Below are 19,487 nucleotides of genomic sequence, written 5' to 3' on the forward strand. Positions count from 1 at the left end.
TCAAATTTTCATATATTTAACTACAGCTTTCATTGCTTCTTCAATTACCGCTGCTATACTAGTTTCTTTGTTGCTAAATAATATCATTAAACTCAAAGATAAACTTAATAATATTAATGCACTATAACAAGTAACCTTTCTCATATCTTTTTCCTTTATTATTGGAATCACTTCAACTCCCCATACCACCAAAAATCCTAGTACTATAAAAAATGCATTCATAGGCTATTCTCCCCCTTTGACAGGTTTTGAGACTGTTGCACTACCTCTTATTTTTACATCAACCTTTACTTCTACAGGCACATTTGCAAATTCTTCATCCCAACTGCCTTTCATATTCCTCCAAAGCTTTTTATCCTTAATTTTTACCTTTTGTCCCAATTCAAATACATCGCTATTATATTGACCTTGCATTTTTTTTAATACCATTGTTAACCTATCCTTCATTACATTTTGAGCTTTGTCAGCAAGATAATTTCTTTTTTCCTTAAAATCAATGCCACTTGTTATTTCTGCTATACCTACATCGCATTTTATATTAACTTTAATTGACAATCCTTTATTATTTGAAACCTGCACTCTTCTTTTAAATCCAAATGTTTCATAGGTAGTATAACAATCCTTCTTTTCATTATGCATTATTACAAAAATTCCGTTTTTTATTTTACCTTGGAGCCATAATGCGTAATTAGTTTCCTCTGGAGAAAGCATACCTATAAGTTTACCATTCTTTAAAATGCCGCTACCTTTGATAGAAGCAATCTTTCTATTCTTATCCTTTTCAACTTCAACCGTTGGTACAAGCATAGACTTATTCTCTGTGTTTATATGATCAACTACCTCCCATAACTCAACATTAGGAAACTTATTTACTCCACTTTGAGCCTCCAGCATCGCATATAGATGGTAAGATACTGTATTTTCAAGGGCAGGATCAGTTTTTAAAATATCTTCTGCTTTATCCTTTAATGATAATAAAATTTTAACATCGCGCCTAAGCTCCGCATCTCTGTATAGCCAATCCAGCATTGGAGAAATATCCTTTTCAGCAATTGCGCCGTTTATTATTACCACCTTACAATGAGCCCAATATGCTTTTCTTCCTGTTACAATAATTAAGTTCCTTATCGCATCAAATATAGAATTACCCTCACTCTCATAAAGTTCAGATTTTATACTGCCCTCACTCCCTTTACCTGTTTCAGTACCATATACTTCCACTGTAATTTTATATTTATTTTCTATATCGTCCTTATCTATAGCTAGGCCACCTATTATAGCAAGCCTATCGATTTCTCTATAATTCCAGCATCCAGAAAGAATAAATATATTAAAAAAAACCAGCATAATACATAATGTTTTTTTCATTTTTTAATACATCTACTCCTTTCCACTGTTATCATGCTTTTTTAAATCTATTTTTTGTAAATAGCTTCGGTCTATTATTCATAGTCCACCATGGAGCCCTAATTGATGTATCCTCTATATCATGCAATTTAACTGCCCCAGTATAGAGAGTATATGGTATGCCAAAAGACCTCATTGAAGCTAAATATAGAAAAAGTCCTATTATACAATACATGTATCCATATAACCCCAAAAAAGATGAAGCAACCAAGAATAATAATCTTAAAACGATAAATGGTGTAAGCAGCTTTGGTATCATTAAAGAGCATATGCCCGTAACTGCAGAAACTATTACCATAGGAGCACTTATTAGCCTAGCGTTAACAGCTGCTTCCCCAAGTACTAGTGCTCCTACAATACTTACTGTTTGCCCCACTGGCTTAGGCAGTCTCGTTCCGGCCTCCCTCAGCATGTCAAAACCTGTAAGCATTATTAATGCCTCAACCACTGTGGGGAATGGGACTCCTTGTCTAGCAGCTGATATACTAAGTATTAGCCTAGTCGGAATCAATTCTTGATGAAAAGTAGTTACAGCATTATACAGAGCTGGTGTGGATAGTCCTAGAAAGAAGGCCAAAAACCTTATAACTCTGCTAATAGTTGCAAACACATAATTTGTACAGTAATCATCTGCTGATTGAAAATATTCCATAAATATAAAGGGCAGCATTAATGCATAGGGCGTTCCATCTGCTAAAATTGCAAAGCCTCCCTCTAGTAGCTTTCCTGTTACTACATCCGGCCTTTCAGAATTATTTATAGTTTTAAATATGGATAAAGGACAATCCTTAATATACTCTTCAATTTCTTCTGAATATAGCAGCTGGTTTTGGTCAAATTTATCAAGCCTTTTCATAAGCTCTTTTAAAATTTTTGGTGATGCTACTCCTTCCATATAAGACACACAAATTTTTGTTTTTGTCTGAATTCCTAATTCTCTAAAAAGAAACTTTAGTTTGGGATTTTTCACTCTCTTGCTTAAAAGGGACACATTAACCATAAGACTTTCATTAAATGACTCTTTGGGTCCCTTTAAAGTGATTTCTGTATCAGGTTCGCTTATCCCCCGTGTTTTAAAGCCTTTTGTACTAATTATTATAGCTTCGCTTACATTTTCAGTTAAAAGTACAGTATCTCCATACATTATTGAAGCCATTATTTTTTCTAAATTCTTTGTTTTCTCAGCATCATGAGATGTTATTATACTCTTTAAAATATAATCATTTGTATCGCTATAATTTAAATTTTCACTTATAGTTACACTAACTAGAGGTTCAATAATAGCCTCATGGACAATATCCTTATCTACCATAGCATCCGAAAAAATAACACAAAATTTAAAATCTGTGTTCTTTCGATTTTCTATCTGTCTATAAACTATAGTGTCGTTATTATTTAGTATTTTTTTGAATAAATCAATATTTTGTTTTAGTGAATTAGTAAAATTCATATTAGCCATTTTATCCATAATAACAACCCCATCATTAAATCTTTTATATATTTTCCCCTATTCTTATTCTATGTATGCTTAAATTTTGAATAAAAAAATCTCTAGAATTCACTCAATTAGTGAACTCTAGAGATTTTAATAATTATATAGTTTTTTATGTTTTAACTATCTTGAAGATTCTCTATCTATAATTCTTGTCGGTACAATAACCTTATCGCCGTCTGCAATCCCCTTCATATTCTCAATAATTAACCTTGCAGATTCATATCCAAGGCTGTAGGCATCTATATCCACAGAAGTCAAACTTGGACTGTAAAACTCATCATAGGGTACATTATTAAAGCTTATTATTTCTATATCTTCTGGTATTTTAAGCTTAGCTTCCTTAATTGCATCCATGACACCAAAAGCAAGCACGTCGTCTGTAGCAACTACTGCTGTAGGTCTGTTATCAAGCTTTAATAGTTCCTTCATCCTCTCATAGGCATTTTCCTTTAAAAGATCTGCTATTTCAACAATATATTTTTTTTCAAACTCTATGTTATTTTCTTTAAGAGCCCTTGTATATCCATCTAATCTATCCAATGAAACTATAAACTTGAAGTAACCACCAAAGAAGGCTATCCTTTTATGTCCATTATTTATAAGTCTTTCAGTTACCTTAAAAGCAGCCTCTACATTGTCATTATCAACATACATGGTCTCCTTGGAATCAAGTGGTTTTCCTATTATAATTGCTGGAGTTCCAAGTCTTTTTACTTCTTCCAACACCAAGTTGTCCACAGAAGAATACATTATGATAACGCCGTCAACCCTTCCGCTCATAACGATATTTCTTACTGACTCAAGCTGTTCTTCTTCAGTGTTACCTGTAGATAGTAAAATACAATAATTTTGTTCATGGGCTGCTGCGGAAATACCGCTCAAGGCCTGTGGAAAGAATGGATTTAGAATTGCCTTTTCTACTGACTGAGGCATTACTATACCAACAGTATTAGTAGCTTTATTTACAAGGCTTCTTGCAATGGCATTAGGATGATATTTTAACTTTTCCATTGCCTCCCTAACTTCTTTTTTAGTTTCATCACTTATCCTAGGACTGTCTGATATAACTCTTGATACGGTGGATGGTGAAACCCCTGCCATCTTTGCTACTTCTTTTATTGTGATTTTCATGGATATAACCTCTTTTACAATTTAATTAAATAAAGCTTTTGTAAATGTTAATAAGAGGTAAACCAAGTTTACCCCTTATCTATTACTCTCTTTCCATACAAGAAAAGCAATTATAAACACTGTAGCTTCTTTAAAATCTCTTATATCGAAGCCTGTCTCTTTATATATTTTATCTAGCCTATATATCAAAGTATTTCTATGAACATAGAGCTTTCTTGCAGCATCACTTATGTTTAAACCGCAATTCACAAATTCTTCTATTGTATTTATAAGTTCACTGTCGAACATATTAAATTTATTACTGAACTTGTCAATAAGCTCCTGCTTTACTCTGTGATCTATATTATGAACTATCTTCTCAAAAAGCATCTTGTTATAGCTAAAGGTTTCTTGCTTCATATCGAATTTCTTTCCAAGTAATAAGCATTCCTTTGCTTCTTCATATGCCTTACCGATTTTCATTACATCATGAATTTCGTTTCCGTAGCTTACATAACATTTGCAATATAAGTCAGATACTATAGAATCCTTTATACTCTCTGCGTGCTCCTCAACTTCATCAAAGGCACCAATAACAATAATATTATCTCCATATACTAAGCTTATAATATCCTGCTCTGAATAAAGCTCTCTTATAATACTTAAAGCTTCATACCTGCTGCCATCCACATTTACTAAAAACAACGTGCTTCCCTTACTTAATGCTGGGAAATTCTTAGCTATTGTATCCAGAGATATATCCTTGCCTTCTAAAATTTCAATGAGGGATTTTTCCCTCATTGAAAAAATTTCTCTGTATTTGTTTTCTATAGAATACTTTAATAGTGATACACAAGGTTCATATTTTTTTTGTATATCAAGTATTGCTTTACTGTTTCCTAAGCTAATAGGGTACTGACTGCGCTTATCGTTGTCGTTCAAAGCATCGTATCGATAAATTAAGTTTCCGTCTTCATCAAATAGATTAAATCTTATACCAGTGCTAGAACTTAAGTCTTGAAGAAAACTTCCAAAGCTATACATCAGTTTACCCTCCTTATAATTACTCTAATCATAATTATAATACAGTAAGTTCTGACTCCTTGTCAAATACATGTATCTTATTTGTGTCAAGAGCCATAACAAATTCATCTCCAGCCTTAGCTTTAGAAGAACCATTTAATCTAACAGTCATGTTAGCCTTTCCTTTTGCAAGATAGATATAAGTTTCTGCTCCCATAAGCTCAGTAACTTCAACCTTAGCCTTAATTACTGCCTCTTTATTTGCAGCTATAACTTCTTCATTGTCAGTTATATTTTCCGGTCTTATACCCATTATAACTTCTTTGCCTACATATCCTTTGCTCTTTAACTCTTCAGCTTTATCCTTTGGAAGAATTATTGTATCTTCATCAAATACTAAAGCAATGTTTCCACTCTTTTCAACTACCTTTGCATCGATAAAGTTCATTTGAGGACTTCCTATAAATCCTGCAACGAAAATATTAGCTGGGTGCTCATATATCTTTTGTGGAGTATCAACTTGTTGAATAACTCCATCCTTCATAACTACTATTCTTGAAGCTAGAGTCATAGCTTCTGTTTGATCGTGTGTAACATAAATAATTGTTGTTTGAAGCTTTTGGTGAAGCTTAGCTATCTCAGTTCTCATTTGAACTCTTAGCTTAGCATCAAGGTTTGATAATGGTTCGTCCATTAAGAATACCTTTGGCTCTCTAACTATAGCTCTACCCATAGCAACTCTTTGTCTTTGACCTCCAGAAAGAGCCTTTGGCTTTCTTTCTAATAAGTGCTCAATATCAAGTATCTTAGCTGCTTCTTTAACCTTCTTGTCTATGTCTGCCTTTGGAAGCTTTCTAAGCTTAAGTCCAAATGCCATATTATCATATACGCTCATGTGTGGATATAGTGCATAGTTTTGGAATACCATTGCAATGTCTCTATCCTTTGGTGCTACATCATTTACAACCTTTTCACCAATTTTTAATTCACCTTGTGATATTTCTTCAAGTCCTGCAATCATTCTTAAAGTTGTGGACTTACCGCATCCTGATGGACCTACGAATACTATAAACTCTTTATCCTCTATTTCTAGATTAAAGTCCTTAACTGCTGTTACATTTCCTGAGTATACCTTGTATATATTTTTTAGTGATAAACCTGCCATTTATATTCCTCCTAACTTCTCAATCAGTATATATTCATTTTAGCACCAGTATGTCCTTTAATCTATTCGTAAAATCTCCAAAAGTGTTATATTGAATTTGTATAAAAGTACAAACCCTGATATAGATCTCTATCGTTAAGTTCCTTGTCTATGGCATTTAATACCTCCCACTTTTTCAAACTCCATAGAGGCCCAATAAGAAGATTTCTTGGCGCATCTCCTGTAAGTCTATGTATTACAACTTCTGGAGGAAGTAAGGTTATACTCCTGCAAATTAAATCTATATATTGTTCCTGCTCTAAAAACTTTAACATTCCCTTATTATATAGTATCTCTAGAGGTGTATTTTCCAAAAGATGTAGAAGATGAAACTTCACTCCTTTTATCCTCTTATGTGAGATATATTTTACTGTCTCAAGCATTTGTTCTTCTGTTTCACCAGGCAATCCAAAGATTATGTGTACTACCACATCAATTTCTCTTCTGTTAAGGTTCTCTAAAGCCTCCTCAAACACATCAAGAGAATATCCTCTATTTATTAGCTTTGCAGTATTATCATGTACAGTTTGAAGCCCAAGTTCTACCCAGGTATAAACTCTATCATTGAACTCCTCAATTAAATTAAGCACCTCTTCACTTAGGCAGTCAGGTCTTGTAGCAATTGCCAAAGCAACAATTCCCTCCTGTGAAGCGGCTTCCTCATACTTTTCTCTTAAAGTATTTATATCTGCATAAGTGTTTGTGTAAGCTTGAAAATAAGCTATATATTTTCCGCTCTTCCACTTTTTACTCATCATTTCTTTAATATCTTCAAACTGCTTTGTTATTGAAAAACATCTATTGCCTGCAAAATCTCCAGAACCTCTTTCACTGCAAAACACACATCCGCCGCTGCTTATAGTACCATCCCTATTAGGACAAGAAAAGCCTGCATCTAATGAAATTTTAAATACCTTCTCACCAAACTTTTCCCTTAAAAAATAATTTAAACTGTTATATCTTTTGTCTCCCCACTTCATAGTAATATATATCATCCCTTCAAAGAGTATTTTCAAATAAAAATGTACAATTATTATTTATCCATAACAATTGTACATTTACTATTAATAAAAGTCTATTTTATTTACTGAGGTAATTTATCATAATTTTTTAACCTTATAATCCTTCTTAAGACTTAACTGATACTTTCCAACTACATCCTGTACACTCTTATCTGAAGGATTTTTTGCTGTTACTTCATAATTAAGTGCTTCTTTATCAAATGACGAGAATGTAATCTCCACTTTTCCATAAGGATATTTTTCTTCAAATTTAACAGGTACTAATTCACCGCTGTCACTTGAATAAACCCTTATGCATTTTCCCATATTAGTCTTAGAATATTGAACAACAGCAAACTTTTCTCCTATAGAGAAGGTCACAAAATCAACTTTGGCATCCTTTAAAAGATCAAGATTTACCATTTCTTTTCCTATGGGCTTTTCTCTGGCCATCTGCCCCTGACCGCCCTTATTTTGATCGCCTTTCCCTTGATCTCCGCCGCCACCTCCTCCTTGGTCACCGCCTCCACCCTGGGTGGCTAATGACTCATCAATTTTAACTATGCCTATATATGAATCCTTATCATAGGTAATAATTGCAGCCTTTTCTCCTTGATATCCAAAATTTATACCACTAAACTTATTTCTTGGCACTACTTGCTTATATATATTTGCTTTATCATCCTTTGAAAACACATACTGTGGAAGGCTTGAGCTATCTACAAGTAAATTTGTACTCAAGTTATTTTTTGATCTAATTCTTATACTTCCATTTTCATAAAAGGCCTCTTTTTCCGTTTCATTTCTGATATCATCTATTTTATATTCCTGATCTTCCTTAATAATCTTTAAGCTCATATTATCTAAAACTGCGGCTGGCTTATCTAGACTGGTCCTTGCTACCTTCATTTTGAAAAGTCCAGTTTTACCTATTTCGCTTGTTTCTTCAATGCTGTAGCCTTTTATTTTAAGCTCATTACTGCTAGTTTCTTTTTCACTCTTTTGGAGCTCCTTGCTATACATTTTCTTTGCCCCTTCAATATCTTCTTTCATTAGAGCTTTCATATATACATCCACTAAATTACTTGCAATTTTAATATCAAAAATATTTTCTTCCTTTGATACATCAGTTTTTTGCTTTTTACAGCCTGCAAAACTACCTACAAAAATAAAAATCAGTAGAAAATATGCAAGGCTTTTAGCAATCATTTTTCCTTTCATGCTCTAATTCCCTCCTCTGTAGGAAATACTACGTACTAAAACTTTTAATTTTTATATTTCACCTCAAATGATACCTCTATATATAGTTTCCCAAAATATAAAAATTTAATAGGTAGATACATTATTTTTCTCTTTTTTTTATATATTTATATAAGAGGATAATCATAATTAAATTAGGGGGAACTAAACTTGAAAAGAAATGTAACATTAGCTCTACAAATCACCTTTGTATTTGTTGGAACAATCGTAGGAGCTGGACTAGCTTCTGGGCAAGAAATTAATCAATTTTTCACTAGATATGGCTACAAAAGTATTTATGGCATTTGTCTTTGCTGTTTAATTTACATTATTATGAGTTATATGATTATTAGCCTAAGCATACGCCATAGATTAAATTCTTATAATGAACTTATTAATTTAGTAATACGTCCTAAAATTTTGGGACAAGTTACTGATGCTATTACAAGTTTATTTTTAATAAGCGGTGCTGCTATAATATTAGCTGGAAGCGGCTCTCTTTTACATCAATATTTTGGTTTTTCCAAATGGGTAGGAATAATATTAATGGTTGTAATTTCTCTATTTATTTTACTTAGAGATACTAAAGGTCTTATAGAAGTGAATTCTTTTATCGTACCTTCACTGATTATTGTTATTGTTACTGTTTTTATACTTCATATTTTCTTCTCGAGAGACATAGTCAGCATTACAACTCTCAAGAACATACCTTCTACCAAAAATAATTGGCTGTTCTCTTGTATTCTTTACAGTGGCTTTAATATATTGGGCTGCAGCGGTGTGCTTGTACCATTAAGTAGTGAATTTAGAAATAGAAAGAGTTTAACCTTTGGAGCAGTTTTGGGTGCCATTATACTAACCGTACTCACTATGATGATTAATATCATGCTGCTATTAAATGTTCCTTACATATCAAAATATGAGATACCACTGCTATATATAGCTAACCGCTTTGGAACCGCCATCCAAATAATGCTGTTATGTATTATTTGGCTTGAAATGTTCTCTACAGAAGTTTCTGATATATATAGTGTTGGAAAAACTATGCAGCAAATTTTTAATATTTCATATAAAAAATCAGTAGTAATCATTATGGCTATAGCAATACCAATTTCTCAAATAGGTTTTGTTAATTTAATAAGCATATTGTATCCTTTCTTTGGCTTTATTAGTTTGATATTTATGGTTCAATGCATAATATTCTTCATAAAAAATAGGAAATAATCTAATATAAAGTATTCCATATTTTAATTTGTTCTAAATCCTGATTAATTGTATAATTAGTTAGGATTTTATTTTTATATAAGGAATACAAGGAGGTCATTATGCTTAAGCTACTTGAAGAATGTAGATTATGTCCAAGGAATTGTTCTATAAATAGACTAGAAGGAAATTTAGGTTTTTGTAAATCTGGCTCAGCAGTCAAAGTAGCCAGAGTATCTCTTCACAAGTGGGAAGAGCCTTGCATTTCTGGAACTGCTGGTTCGGGTACAGTATTTTTCTCAGAGTGCAACTTGAAATGTGTTTTTTGTCAAAATCACTGTATAAGTCATGAAGGTATAGGAAAAGAAATATCCATTGAAAGATTAAGTGAAATATTTCTAGAACAGCAAGGTAGAGGTGCACATAACATAAACCTAGTAACCCCTACTCACTTCGTTCCTCAAATCATTGAAGCAATAAAGCTTGCAAGGAAAAACGGTCTTATTCTTCCTATTGCGTATAATAGCAATGGATATGAGAATTTAGAAACTATTCAAGCACTTAAGGGATATATTGATATATATATGCCTGATTTAAAGTACTTTAACGATAAATATGCCATAAAATATTCAAATGCTCCAAACTATTTTAAAGTAGCTTCAAAGGCAATTGAAGAAATGGTCTCTCAAATAAATGAAACAATTATAGGTGAGGACGGCATTATGAAAAGGGGTGTAATTATTCGCCACTTAATGCTACCTGGTCTCCTATTTGATTCCAAAAAGGTAATTGATTATATCTATGAAATCTTTGGAGATAAGGTCTATATTAGTCTTATGAATCAATATACTCCAGTGAACAATCTAGAAAATTATCCAGAAATAAATAAGCCCTTAAATCAAGGTCACTATGATAGCTTAATTGACTACTGCCTTTCATTAGGTGTAAAAAATGCTTTTATACAAGAAGGGGGCACAGTATCGGAAAGCTTTATCCCCGATTTTGATTTAAGTGGTGTATAAGTAAAAGCACTGATAAGGCCAAGGCCATATCAGTGCTTTTGTCTATATCTTATACTTGTTAAGGTCCTTTTTAAAGTTCTCAGTGATATTCTTAAATTCATGAATGTTATCAATTAGCTTTTTAAGCTCATTAGTATAATTTGAAACACTTGCACTAACTTCTTCAGATGAAGCCGAATTCTCTTCTGCTAGTGCAGCAAGGGATTCTATAGTATCATTTATTTCTGATATTGAATTAGTTTCTTTGTTAAGTTCATTTATGGTTTTAATTGTAGACTCAGCAACTATTCTTACTGAAGTAGTAGCTTCGTAGCTAATGTTTCTCACATTTTCTAGATTACTTGTCTCACCTTGAAGTACATCATACTGATCATCAATCTTATTAACAAGCTCTTTGATATCATTAACAAATTGAGCTAAGTTTGCATTAATCTCTTCTACTGCACTTTTAGATTGCTCTGCCAATTTTCTAACTTCCTCTGCAACTACAGAAAAACCTCTTCCAGCCTCTCCTGCTCTAGCTGCCTCAATGGACGCATTTAGAGCAAGTAAATTGGTTTGCTCTGATATTCCAGAAACTATAGAAACTATATTAGTAATGTCTTTAGCCTTATCCTGAAGCTGATTTCCTTTATTTTTAACCTGCTGGAACTTCTCAAGAGTATTTAAGATATTTTTGCTAGTTCCTTCAATATTATCATAACTATTGTTTATTTTATCAATAGCTTTTTCAAGTTCATTCTTATTTGTATTTTCATTGCTTACTATCTCTCTTAGAGCTTTTATATTATCATGCAGTATAGATGCTGCTCTTTCTGTATCTTCAGCTTGGCTTATTGCACAGTCAGCTAATTGTTCAACAACTCCTGAAATATCTTCAGAGGTATGATTCATGGTTTCTGATATTACATCTATTTTTGATGTAAATGTACCCATCTCATCTGTTACGCCCTTGAAACCAACAAAATCTGCTCTTATTGTTTTTTTATAATCATTTAAAGCTTTAAAAATATCCTCAAAGAAATCACCAGTAACAATCTCTCCATTTTCAACATAATTGCTTGTCCCAAGTTTTGATATGCTATCTTCTATTATTGCCTTTGGTCTTACAAGCATACTAGAAGCAAAATAAGCAGCCAAAGCAGGTATTATAGCACCAATCACTGATTTTATAATGTTACTAAATCCACCTGATAGTGCTATCATTCCAATAAATGAAATGATAAAGGTGAATACTGCTATCTTAAGTCCAAAGCTTTTAATAAAACCTAAGGAAAGCAGCTTATTAATTTTATAAGTCTTCTTATAGTATATGTCCTTTTCAAAAATAAGCTTTAATTTTAAAGTATCACTAGTCCTCTCAACTTCTGAAATACCTACTTTTTCATTGAAAGCCTCACAGCTTCCATCTAACATACCTAAAAAGTAATCAAACATTCCGCGTTTAGATTTATAAGTGAAAATAGCCTCTTTTGATGAAATAGGCTCAACTACAACTAATGGTGGAACAGCTCCTGGAAACCTTTGAGTCATTACAATATGCACATCATACATAGACCTTAAAAAAGAATAAAGATTCTCATGGTCGAAGAATGCTGGATAATCTTCATGGAAAGATTTTATATTATTATTTCCTATACTTCTCCATAAATCCTTAACATCCATACTTTGATTTTTTGCAATTGTCTCAATAACTCTTTTTATTTTCTCATCATCAACATTTTCAATTGGAGTGAATATCTTTTCACTATTCCACCCCCCTGATTCCATAGCTGAATCTACTACACTGTTTCCATATAGTTTTCTGCACGTCTTCATCCACGTAGCTACAACAGTACCTTTCATTGGTTAACCCCCTCTAATTACTAACATTTCCTAAAATACAACATTTGACATTTATATTTGTAAAATCTTATTTTCTAACACATTTCGCATATATTCCTTATTATACAACAATTATTATTAATTGTTAAGTAGATTTAATTTATATCCTTGTTATTTTACTAAATAATTGGTGATATAATTATAATAGATATTTAGGTTCTCATTTTTTTCTATTTGAAGAATTAAATTAATATCTAACAACTATAATTATACAAGAGTGTTATTTCAAAATGTAAAAAATAGTTATGTACTTTAGAGTTATACGGAGGTATACCATGAAACGAAACTTAATATTAATAGGTGCAATCCTAATATTAATTCTTACCTATGTCTTCTTTCCTAGAAGTGTAGAGCAGGGGGTTTTAGTAAACTCTGATTCAACCTATTCAACAATTTATGTAGATGGAAAGCTGAAAAAATTCAGAGGCGCTTCTGACTTCCCTAAGTTGTCTGTATTAGATTTCAAATACAATTTAATTAAAGCATACAGTTTTAAATGCCTTACTCCTCTAACAGAAAGGATTATGACTAAAGAAGCAAGCACTTATGATTTAGAAAAGTCAGGCAAAGCTTCTTTGTCAGCAAAGGCTAATTTTTATAAGATAGATGCGTCTAATTCTATAAATCCTGCAGCTGCTAAGGATGTTATTGTTGGTAAAAGTAATGTTAAGTATGTTAAAAACTCCAAGGGTGAACTAAAGACATTTTTAATATATCCTATGGATTTTTCAAAAATGAGAGTTGCCATTTCTACTACAAATTTTTCATCCTTCTATCATAAGAAAACGGAAATAAAATGTGAAGCTCCTGCTAAGCTTTATAGTAAAAGAGATAATTTTTCCATAGACTTGCCTAAAGATTCGCTTGTTGTAATTGAGCCAAGTGAAAGCAAGCTTAATGTGACAGTGAACAATAAGACTAACTCCTACAGCAATAGGGTTTATCTAAGTGGAGATTCCTTAAAAGTAGAAAATATAGTTAGGGGGATACCATCCTTCATTCCTACCTATAGCGGCACTCTGGAATTTACCAATATATCGCAGTCAATATGTATGATAAATGAGGTTGATTTAGAGGAATATCTAAGAAAGGTAGTACCTTCTGAGATGCCTCTATCTGGTGGTATAGAAGCACTTAAATGTCAGGCTGTAGCTGCTCGAACTTATGCTATTTCTGACATGCTCCTTAACAGATTCTCAAAACTTGGTTTTTATGTAGATGACAGCACCCAAAGCCAAGTTTATAATAACATCGCTACCCAAACCTTGTCTGATCAAGCTGTAAATGCTACAAAAGGACAAATATTAACTTATAAAGGTTCACCAATTGATGCTAAATATTACTCTACCTCAAGTGGAACTGGGGTAAATTATAACGATATATGGTTTAATGCTGATGGAAGTAGTGAAGATAGACCTTATCTTGTGACTAACAATTACCTTACCCCTAAAAAAGAACTGCCCAACACTGAGGCTGGTTGGTTAAAATATTATAAGGATAATAATGTTGCTGCCCTGGATAGCAACTATCCTTATTTTAGATGGAGAGTAGAATTTTCAAATCAAGGCATAACAAATACTATAAATAAATCATTAAAAACTATTTATAGCAAGAAAAAAGACTTTATAACAATAAAGCAAAATTCTAAGGAATTAAGTGAGCCTATAGAATTAAAGGAGTTAAAAGAGGTAAAAATCACAAAGAGAAGTGAAGGTGGAAATGCACTAGAGGTATCATTTATCTTTAGTAATGCAGAATTATACGTTAAAGGAGATTCCAGCATTAGAAGCATTTTAAAATGCAATTCTGAATATAGTAATGAAGCCACTACTTTGTATAGACACAAAGGTGATCAATTGACTAATGTTACTTTTTTACCATCCTCTTTTTTCTCAGTAGAAAAAAGTAATGATAAATTCACTATATATGGCGGTGGCTATGGTCATGGGGTTGGCATGAGTCAATATGGTGCAATCGAACTCTCTAAAAAGGGAACAAAGTATACTGATATACTTAATACCTTCTACAAAGGTGTTAAGCTAGATAAACTATATTAAAATAAAAATCCTAGAGTTTTATTTTACTCTAGGATTTTTTTATCCATTACACATCATCAGGATAAGAAACTTTTGGTCTTATGCCCTTACCAATATTAGGAGGCATAGGAGGAACAAAACTTCTATACCTACTTTCTGCTTTAGTTTCTATTTCACTATATATTTTACTAAAGTTAATAATTTCTATATCTTCACCTATCAGTGCTTTTAAAATGTTTTTAGTAGACATTCCCTGTTGCGCTAGAACATTACTTACCCAATAAGAGAACCATCCCGGATACTTATTTCTTATACCATCACAGCATTCAATAAAAAGCGGTGCAATATGCCCTGATTTTACTATATATCTAGGATAAAGTTCATTAACTATTTCACTAATATTAAGATATACATTCCTACTGTATGAAAATAATTGGTCATAAGCAGTAGAACTTGTTATATCATAATTTCTTCCCTTTTTCCTATAGTGCTGAGTGTAGATTCGATTTAATGTGAAGGACATTATACTCAATACACCGGCTCTCAAGGAGTTTTCACTCCAAGTCGGATTCATTGTGCTGCTTGCAACATTTTTTATATATTCCTTTAATTCTATAGTATAATCTGAAGCAGTATTGTCCTCTGGCATACCATCATGAACCACTAGGCTACTGGGCATTACCGTCATACTTGAAATATATATCTTTTTAAATTCTTCATCATTAATCTTTTCAGCTAGCTCTGGTATTTTAGGAGGGTATCTTTCAAAGACAGCATTGGGCAGTATATTTATAACATCTATATTACCTTCTTTACTGTTTAAAGGATTTAACTTACAGGTTTCTATAGATATTATCCCTGGAAAAATCTCAACTCCGCTTACTATACAATCCTTAAATCCATATGCCTTTACCCATACATCACTTACAATAAAAGGTCTATTTTCATCAATATTTTTCTGAAACTCATGCGCAGCAATCTCTAATTCAAATATTTTTGTATATCCTAAATTGTTTGTTACAGCTGAATACTCCCTTGACATAGGAGCAAAGTATTTTATTTTTCCTTCTGCTTCATGGTTCTTAATTATAACCTTAGCATTACTTATAGGTTTAGAGTTTTTGGCGTTAATAACACGAACTCTAAGTCTTCCTTCATGCATAAAATACACATCCTAATAATTAATTCCCTATATAAATATGAAGCATTAAATAAAAGAGTTCCTTACTTACAGCTTTATTTCAAGCCTATCTAACCTAACTAGAGGGGTTACATCTTTTATATATGCTGTTTCCGTTCTAAGACTTCCTCTGTTACTTACAAGTAGAACTTTGCTTGAATCAAGCTTTTTTATTTGTCTAATAACTCTTTCTCCATTATATTCAATTAAACATATAGAATTATTTTCGGCTTCATGCACAATATGACCAAACGCAGTATCCCCTTTAGCTATTCTAAAGCCCATCATATCATCATTTTCTATTTCAACATACAGTACTTTATCTTGAGCATATCCTTCAACTTTATTTGATACTATTGGCAATTGTTTCTTTCCTACAACATCCTTCAAATTATATTTATATACAGAAACAGTCTTTAGTACTGAACCAAAGGCATCATTCCATATATCCTTTACTTCTGCTGTATTTTTGTTTGCAGAAGAACTAAGCTTTGAAGGAGCCTCATATCCTTTAGTCTGCCTCATTGCTTTATCTTCTATATAAACCTCTTCCTCCAATGACATTGTTATATCATTTAAATCTTTTCCAAAGACCTTTGATATTTTATCTATTAAAGCTTCATTTATTATTCTTCTACCCTGCTCTACTTCATTAACAAAGCTCTCAGCAACTCCTAATTTTTTAGCCAATTGTTTTTGGCTCATACCTAAATCTATTCTTACCTTTTTTACTTTTTCTCCCACTCTATTCATCTCAAACTCTCCTGCCTTCCTTTCGGGTTGTGAAATGACTATTAATCATTGCACTTCCTATTTTCCTTTTGCTGCATAACAGTATCAATTATTATGCCTGTATATCTGTAAGTATAATTAATTATAAAATAAAAAACGTCCTTATTCAAGGACGTTTCTCTATGGAGGCGCCACCCAGATTTGAACTGGGGATAAAGGTTTTGCAGACCTCTGCCTTACCACTTGGCTATAGCGCCATAGATGCTATAAAATTAAATATGGTGGCCAATCCAGGAATCGAACCAGGGACACGAGGATTTTCAGTCCTCTGCTCTACCGACTGAGCTAACTGGCCACATTTATAACCTGGCAGCGTCCTACTCTTCCACAGGGCCTCCCCTGCAGTACCATCGGCGCTAAGAAGCTTAACCTTCGTGTTCGGAATGGGAACGGGTGTTACCTTCTTGCCATTACCACCAGATACATGCATGATTTGTCAAAATCTTCGATTTTGCTAACTAATCAGTACTCCTCAACTCTGTTGAGCGAGTTTCCTTTAAGAGAAATTATTCTCTCAAGACTGAACAGATTAAGAATATTTGGTCAAGCCCTCGACCTATTAGTATCAGTCAGCTAAACACATTACTGCGCTTACACCCCTGACCTATCAACCTTGTGTTCTTCAAGGGGTCTTACTAGCTTACGCTATGGGAAATCTTATCTTGAGGTGGGCTTCACGCTTAGATGCTTTCAGCGTTTATCCCGTCCCGACATAGCTACCCAGCCGTGCTCCTGGCGGAACAACTGGTACACCAGAGGTCAGTCCATCCCGGTCCTCTCGTACTAAGGACAGCTCCTCTCAAATTTCCTACGCCCGCGACGGATAGGGACCGAACTGTCTCACGACGTTCTGAACCCAGCTCGCGTGCCGCTTTAATGGGCGAACAGCCCAACCCTTGGGACCTACTTCAGCCCCAGGATGCGACGAGCCGACATCGAGGTGCCAAACCTCCCCGTCGATGTGGACTCTTGGGGGAGATCAGCCTGTTATCCCCGAGGTAGCTTTTATCCGTTGAGCGATGGCCCTCCCACGAGGTACCACCGGATCACTAAGCCCGACTTTCGTCCCTGCTCCACTTGTGGGTGTCGCAGTCAGGCTCCCTTCTGCCTTTGCACTCTACGAGCAATTTCCAACTGCTCTGAGGGAACCTTTGGACGCCTCCGTTACATTTTAGGAGGCGACCGCCCCAGTCAAACTGCCCACCTAACAATGTCCCACGACCAGTTTCATGGACTGTGGTTAGAACTTCAGTACTGTCAGGGTGGTATCCCAAGGGTGACTCCATAGGAGCTGACGCCCCTACTTCTCAGTCTCCCACCTATCCTGTACAGACAATACCGAAATTCAATGCTAAGCTACAGTAAAGCTCTACGGGGTCTTTCCGTCCAATCGCGGGTAGCGAGCATCTTCACTCGCAATACAATTTCGCCGGATTTGTTGTTGAGACAGTGCCCAAGTCATTACGCCATTCGTGCGGGTCAGAACTTACCTGACAAGGAATTTCGCTACCTTAGGACCGTTATAGTTACGGCCGCCGTTTACTGGGGCTTAAGTTCATAGCTTCGCTTGCGCTAACTAGTCCCCTTAACCTTCCAGCACCGGGCAGGCGTCAGCCCCTATACATCAGCTTTCGCTTTAGCAGAGACCTGTGTTTTTGCTAAACAGTTGCTTGGGCCTATTCTCTGCGACCTACTTGCGTAGGCACCCCTTCTCCCGAAGTTACGGGGTCAATTTGCCGAGTTCCTTAACAACAATTCTTCCGCTGGTCTTAGGATTCTCTCCTCACCTACCTGTGTCGGTTTGCGGTACGGGCAGAAGTTACCTCGATAGAAGCTTTTCTTGACAGTGTGGAATCAGATACTTCGCTACTTAAATTTCGCTCCCCATCACACCTCAGTTACTGCAGACGGATTTGCCTATCTGCAAACCTAAATGCTTAGACACACTAATCCAACAGTGTGCACATCCTATCCTACTGTGTCACTCCATCTCTAATAACGCCACTTCTGGTATCGGAATATCAACCGATTGTCCATCACCTACGCCTTTCGGCCTCGGCTTAGGTCCCGACTAACCCTGAGCGGACGAGCCTTCCTCAGGAAACCTTAGGTTTTCGACCAATGAGATTCTCACTCATTTCTCGCTACTTATGCCAGCATACTCACTCCTGTACAGTCCACCATTCCTTTCGGTATGACTTCTGCCCATACAGGAAGCTCCTCTACCACGTACCTTACGGTACATCCATAGCTTCGGTGGTAAGTTTTAGCCCCGGACATCTTCGGCGCAGGATCTCTCGACTAGTGAGCTATTACGCACTCTTTGAATGAGTGGCTGCTTCTAAGCCAACATCCTAGTTGTCTTAGAAATCCCACATCCTTTTCCACTTAACTTACACTTTGGGACCTTAGCTGATGATCTGGGCTGTTTCCCTTTTGACTACGGATCTTATCACTCGCAGTCTGACTGCCGGGGTACAAGTATATGGCATTCGGAGTTTGATAGAGTTCAGTAAGCGCAATGCCCCCTAGCCCATTCAGTGCTCTACCTCCATTACTTATTTTACCCGACGCTAGCCCTAAAGCTATTTCGAGGAGAACCAGCTATCTCCGAGTTCGATTGGAATTTCTCCGCTATCCACAGCTCATCCCATGGTTTTTCAACACCAACGTGGTTCGGTCCTCCACGGAATTTTACTTCCGCTTCAACCTGTCCATGGATAGGTCACCCGGTTTCGGGTCTACGACATGCAACTAAATGCCCTATTCAGACTCGGTTTCCCTTCGGCTCCGTACCTTAAGTACTTAACCTTGCTGCACATCGTAACTCGCTGGCTCGTTCTACAAAAAGCACGCCGTTAGGCATTAACGCCCTTCGACTGTTTGTAAGC

The 19,487-nt window shown here is 34.8% G+C and carries 14 protein-coding genes, 2 tRNA genes and 2 rRNA genes (1 of these 18 cut by a window edge); 3 read left to right on the forward strand and 15 right to left on the reverse strand.

The genetic code is table 11. The features are described from left to right. The 8 genes from bsdE14_RS07265 to bsdE14_RS07300 form a co-directional block, all read right to left on the reverse strand. Positions 1 to 222 carry a hypothetical protein gene (locus bsdE14_RS07265; protein WP_264849270.1) on the reverse strand — a complete coding sequence of 74 codons (222 nt, stop codon included), beginning with the start codon at positions 220 to 222 and terminating at the stop codon, positions 1 to 3. 3 nt (positions 223 to 225) lie between these two features. Next, positions 226 to 1,368: a Ger(x)C family spore germination protein gene (locus bsdE14_RS07270; RefSeq protein WP_264849271.1), complete on the reverse strand. Its 1,143-nt coding sequence runs from the start codon at positions 1,366 to 1,368 to the stop codon at positions 226 to 228. Between the two features lie 31 nt (positions 1,369 to 1,399). Then, the gene (locus bsdE14_RS07275) at positions 1,400 to 2,875 is read right to left on the reverse strand and encodes a spore germination protein (protein WP_264849272.1); all 1,476 of its coding nucleotides are present in this window, start codon (positions 2,873 to 2,875) and stop codon (positions 1,400 to 1,402) included. A 147-nt stretch (positions 2,876 to 3,022) separates the two neighbouring features. Further along, positions 3,023 to 4,033 carry a LacI family DNA-binding transcriptional regulator gene (locus tag bsdE14_RS07280; protein WP_264849273.1) on the reverse strand — a complete coding sequence of 337 codons (1,011 nt, stop codon included), beginning with the start codon at positions 4,031 to 4,033 and terminating at the stop codon, positions 3,023 to 3,025. Between the two features lie 75 nt (positions 4,034 to 4,108). After that, entirely contained in the window at positions 4,109 to 5,056 is a 948-nt protein-coding gene (locus bsdE14_RS07285; RefSeq protein ID WP_264849274.1) for a PucR family transcriptional regulator, read from the reverse strand. Between the two features lie 34 nt (positions 5,057 to 5,090). After that, positions 5,091 to 6,200 carry an ABC transporter ATP-binding protein gene (locus bsdE14_RS07290; protein WP_264849275.1) on the reverse strand — a complete coding sequence of 370 codons (1,110 nt, stop codon included), beginning with the start codon at positions 6,198 to 6,200 and terminating at the stop codon, positions 5,091 to 5,093. Between the two features lie 86 nt (positions 6,201 to 6,286). Further along, complete coding sequence (gene mnmL / locus bsdE14_RS07295) at positions 6,287 to 7,219, reverse strand: tRNA modification radical SAM protein MnmL/YtqA (RefSeq protein WP_435382603.1); 933 nt, start codon at positions 7,217 to 7,219, stop codon at positions 6,287 to 6,289. A 120-nt stretch (positions 7,220 to 7,339) separates the two neighbouring features. Continuing rightward, entirely contained in the window at positions 7,340 to 8,461 is a 1,122-nt protein-coding gene (locus bsdE14_RS07300) for a hypothetical protein (protein ID WP_264849276.1), read from the reverse strand. A gap of 189 nt (positions 8,462 to 8,650) precedes the next feature. On the opposite strand from bsdE14_RS07300, the gene bsdE14_RS07305 reads away from it, so the two are divergent. Both bsdE14_RS07305 and bsdE14_RS07310 read left to right on the forward strand, forming a co-directional pair. Further along, positions 8,651 to 9,703, forward strand: coding sequence for a YkvI family membrane protein (locus tag bsdE14_RS07305; protein ID WP_264849277.1), 1,053 nt, complete (start codon positions 8,651 to 8,653; stop codon positions 9,701 to 9,703). A gap of 101 nt (positions 9,704 to 9,804) precedes the next feature. Beyond that, positions 9,805 to 10,704 carry a radical SAM protein gene (locus bsdE14_RS07310; protein WP_264849278.1) on the forward strand — a complete coding sequence of 300 codons (900 nt, stop codon included), beginning with the start codon at positions 9,805 to 9,807 and terminating at the stop codon, positions 10,702 to 10,704. A 42-nt stretch (positions 10,705 to 10,746) separates the two neighbouring features. On the opposite strand, the gene bsdE14_RS07315 is transcribed toward bsdE14_RS07310, so the two are convergent. Next, the gene (locus bsdE14_RS07315) at positions 10,747 to 12,549 is read right to left on the reverse strand and encodes a heme NO-binding domain-containing protein (protein WP_264849279.1); all 1,803 of its coding nucleotides are present in this window, start codon (positions 12,547 to 12,549) and stop codon (positions 10,747 to 10,749) included. A gap of 314 nt (positions 12,550 to 12,863) precedes the next feature. On the opposite strand from bsdE14_RS07315, the gene bsdE14_RS07320 reads away from it, so the two are divergent. Next, entirely contained in the window at positions 12,864 to 14,645 is a 1,782-nt protein-coding gene (locus tag bsdE14_RS07320) for a SpoIID/LytB domain-containing protein (RefSeq protein ID WP_264849280.1), read from the forward strand. 46 nt (positions 14,646 to 14,691) lie between these two features. Here bsdE14_RS07320 and bsdE14_RS07325 read toward each other — a convergent pair whose 3' ends face one another. The 6 genes from bsdE14_RS07325 to bsdE14_RS07350 form a co-directional block, all read right to left on the reverse strand. Further along, complete coding sequence (locus bsdE14_RS07325) at positions 14,692 to 15,786, reverse strand: SpoIID/LytB domain-containing protein (RefSeq protein ID WP_264849281.1); 1,095 nt, start codon at positions 15,784 to 15,786, stop codon at positions 14,692 to 14,694. A 66-nt stretch (positions 15,787 to 15,852) separates the two neighbouring features. After that, entirely contained in the window at positions 15,853 to 16,557 is a 705-nt protein-coding gene (locus bsdE14_RS07330; protein ID WP_264849282.1) for an XRE family transcriptional regulator, read from the reverse strand. 162 nt (positions 16,558 to 16,719) lie between these two features. Further along, positions 16,720 to 16,793: transfer RNA gene (locus tag bsdE14_RS07335), tRNA-Cys, on the reverse strand. A gap of 22 nt (positions 16,794 to 16,815) precedes the next feature. Then, a tRNA-Phe gene (locus tag bsdE14_RS07340) sits at positions 16,816 to 16,891 on the reverse strand. A 9-nt stretch (positions 16,892 to 16,900) separates the two neighbouring features. Further along, positions 16,901 to 17,017: ribosomal RNA gene (rrf, locus tag bsdE14_RS07345) — 5S ribosomal RNA — on the reverse strand. A gap of 118 nt (positions 17,018 to 17,135) precedes the next feature. Next, positions 17,136 to 19,487: ribosomal RNA gene (locus bsdE14_RS07350) — 23S ribosomal RNA — on the reverse strand; it runs 556 nt beyond the window's last position.

The sequence above is a fragment of the Clostridium omnivorum genome, assembly GCF_026012015.1.
GTDB lineage: Bacteria > Bacillota > Clostridia > Clostridiales > Clostridiaceae > Clostridium_AX > Clostridium_AX omnivorum.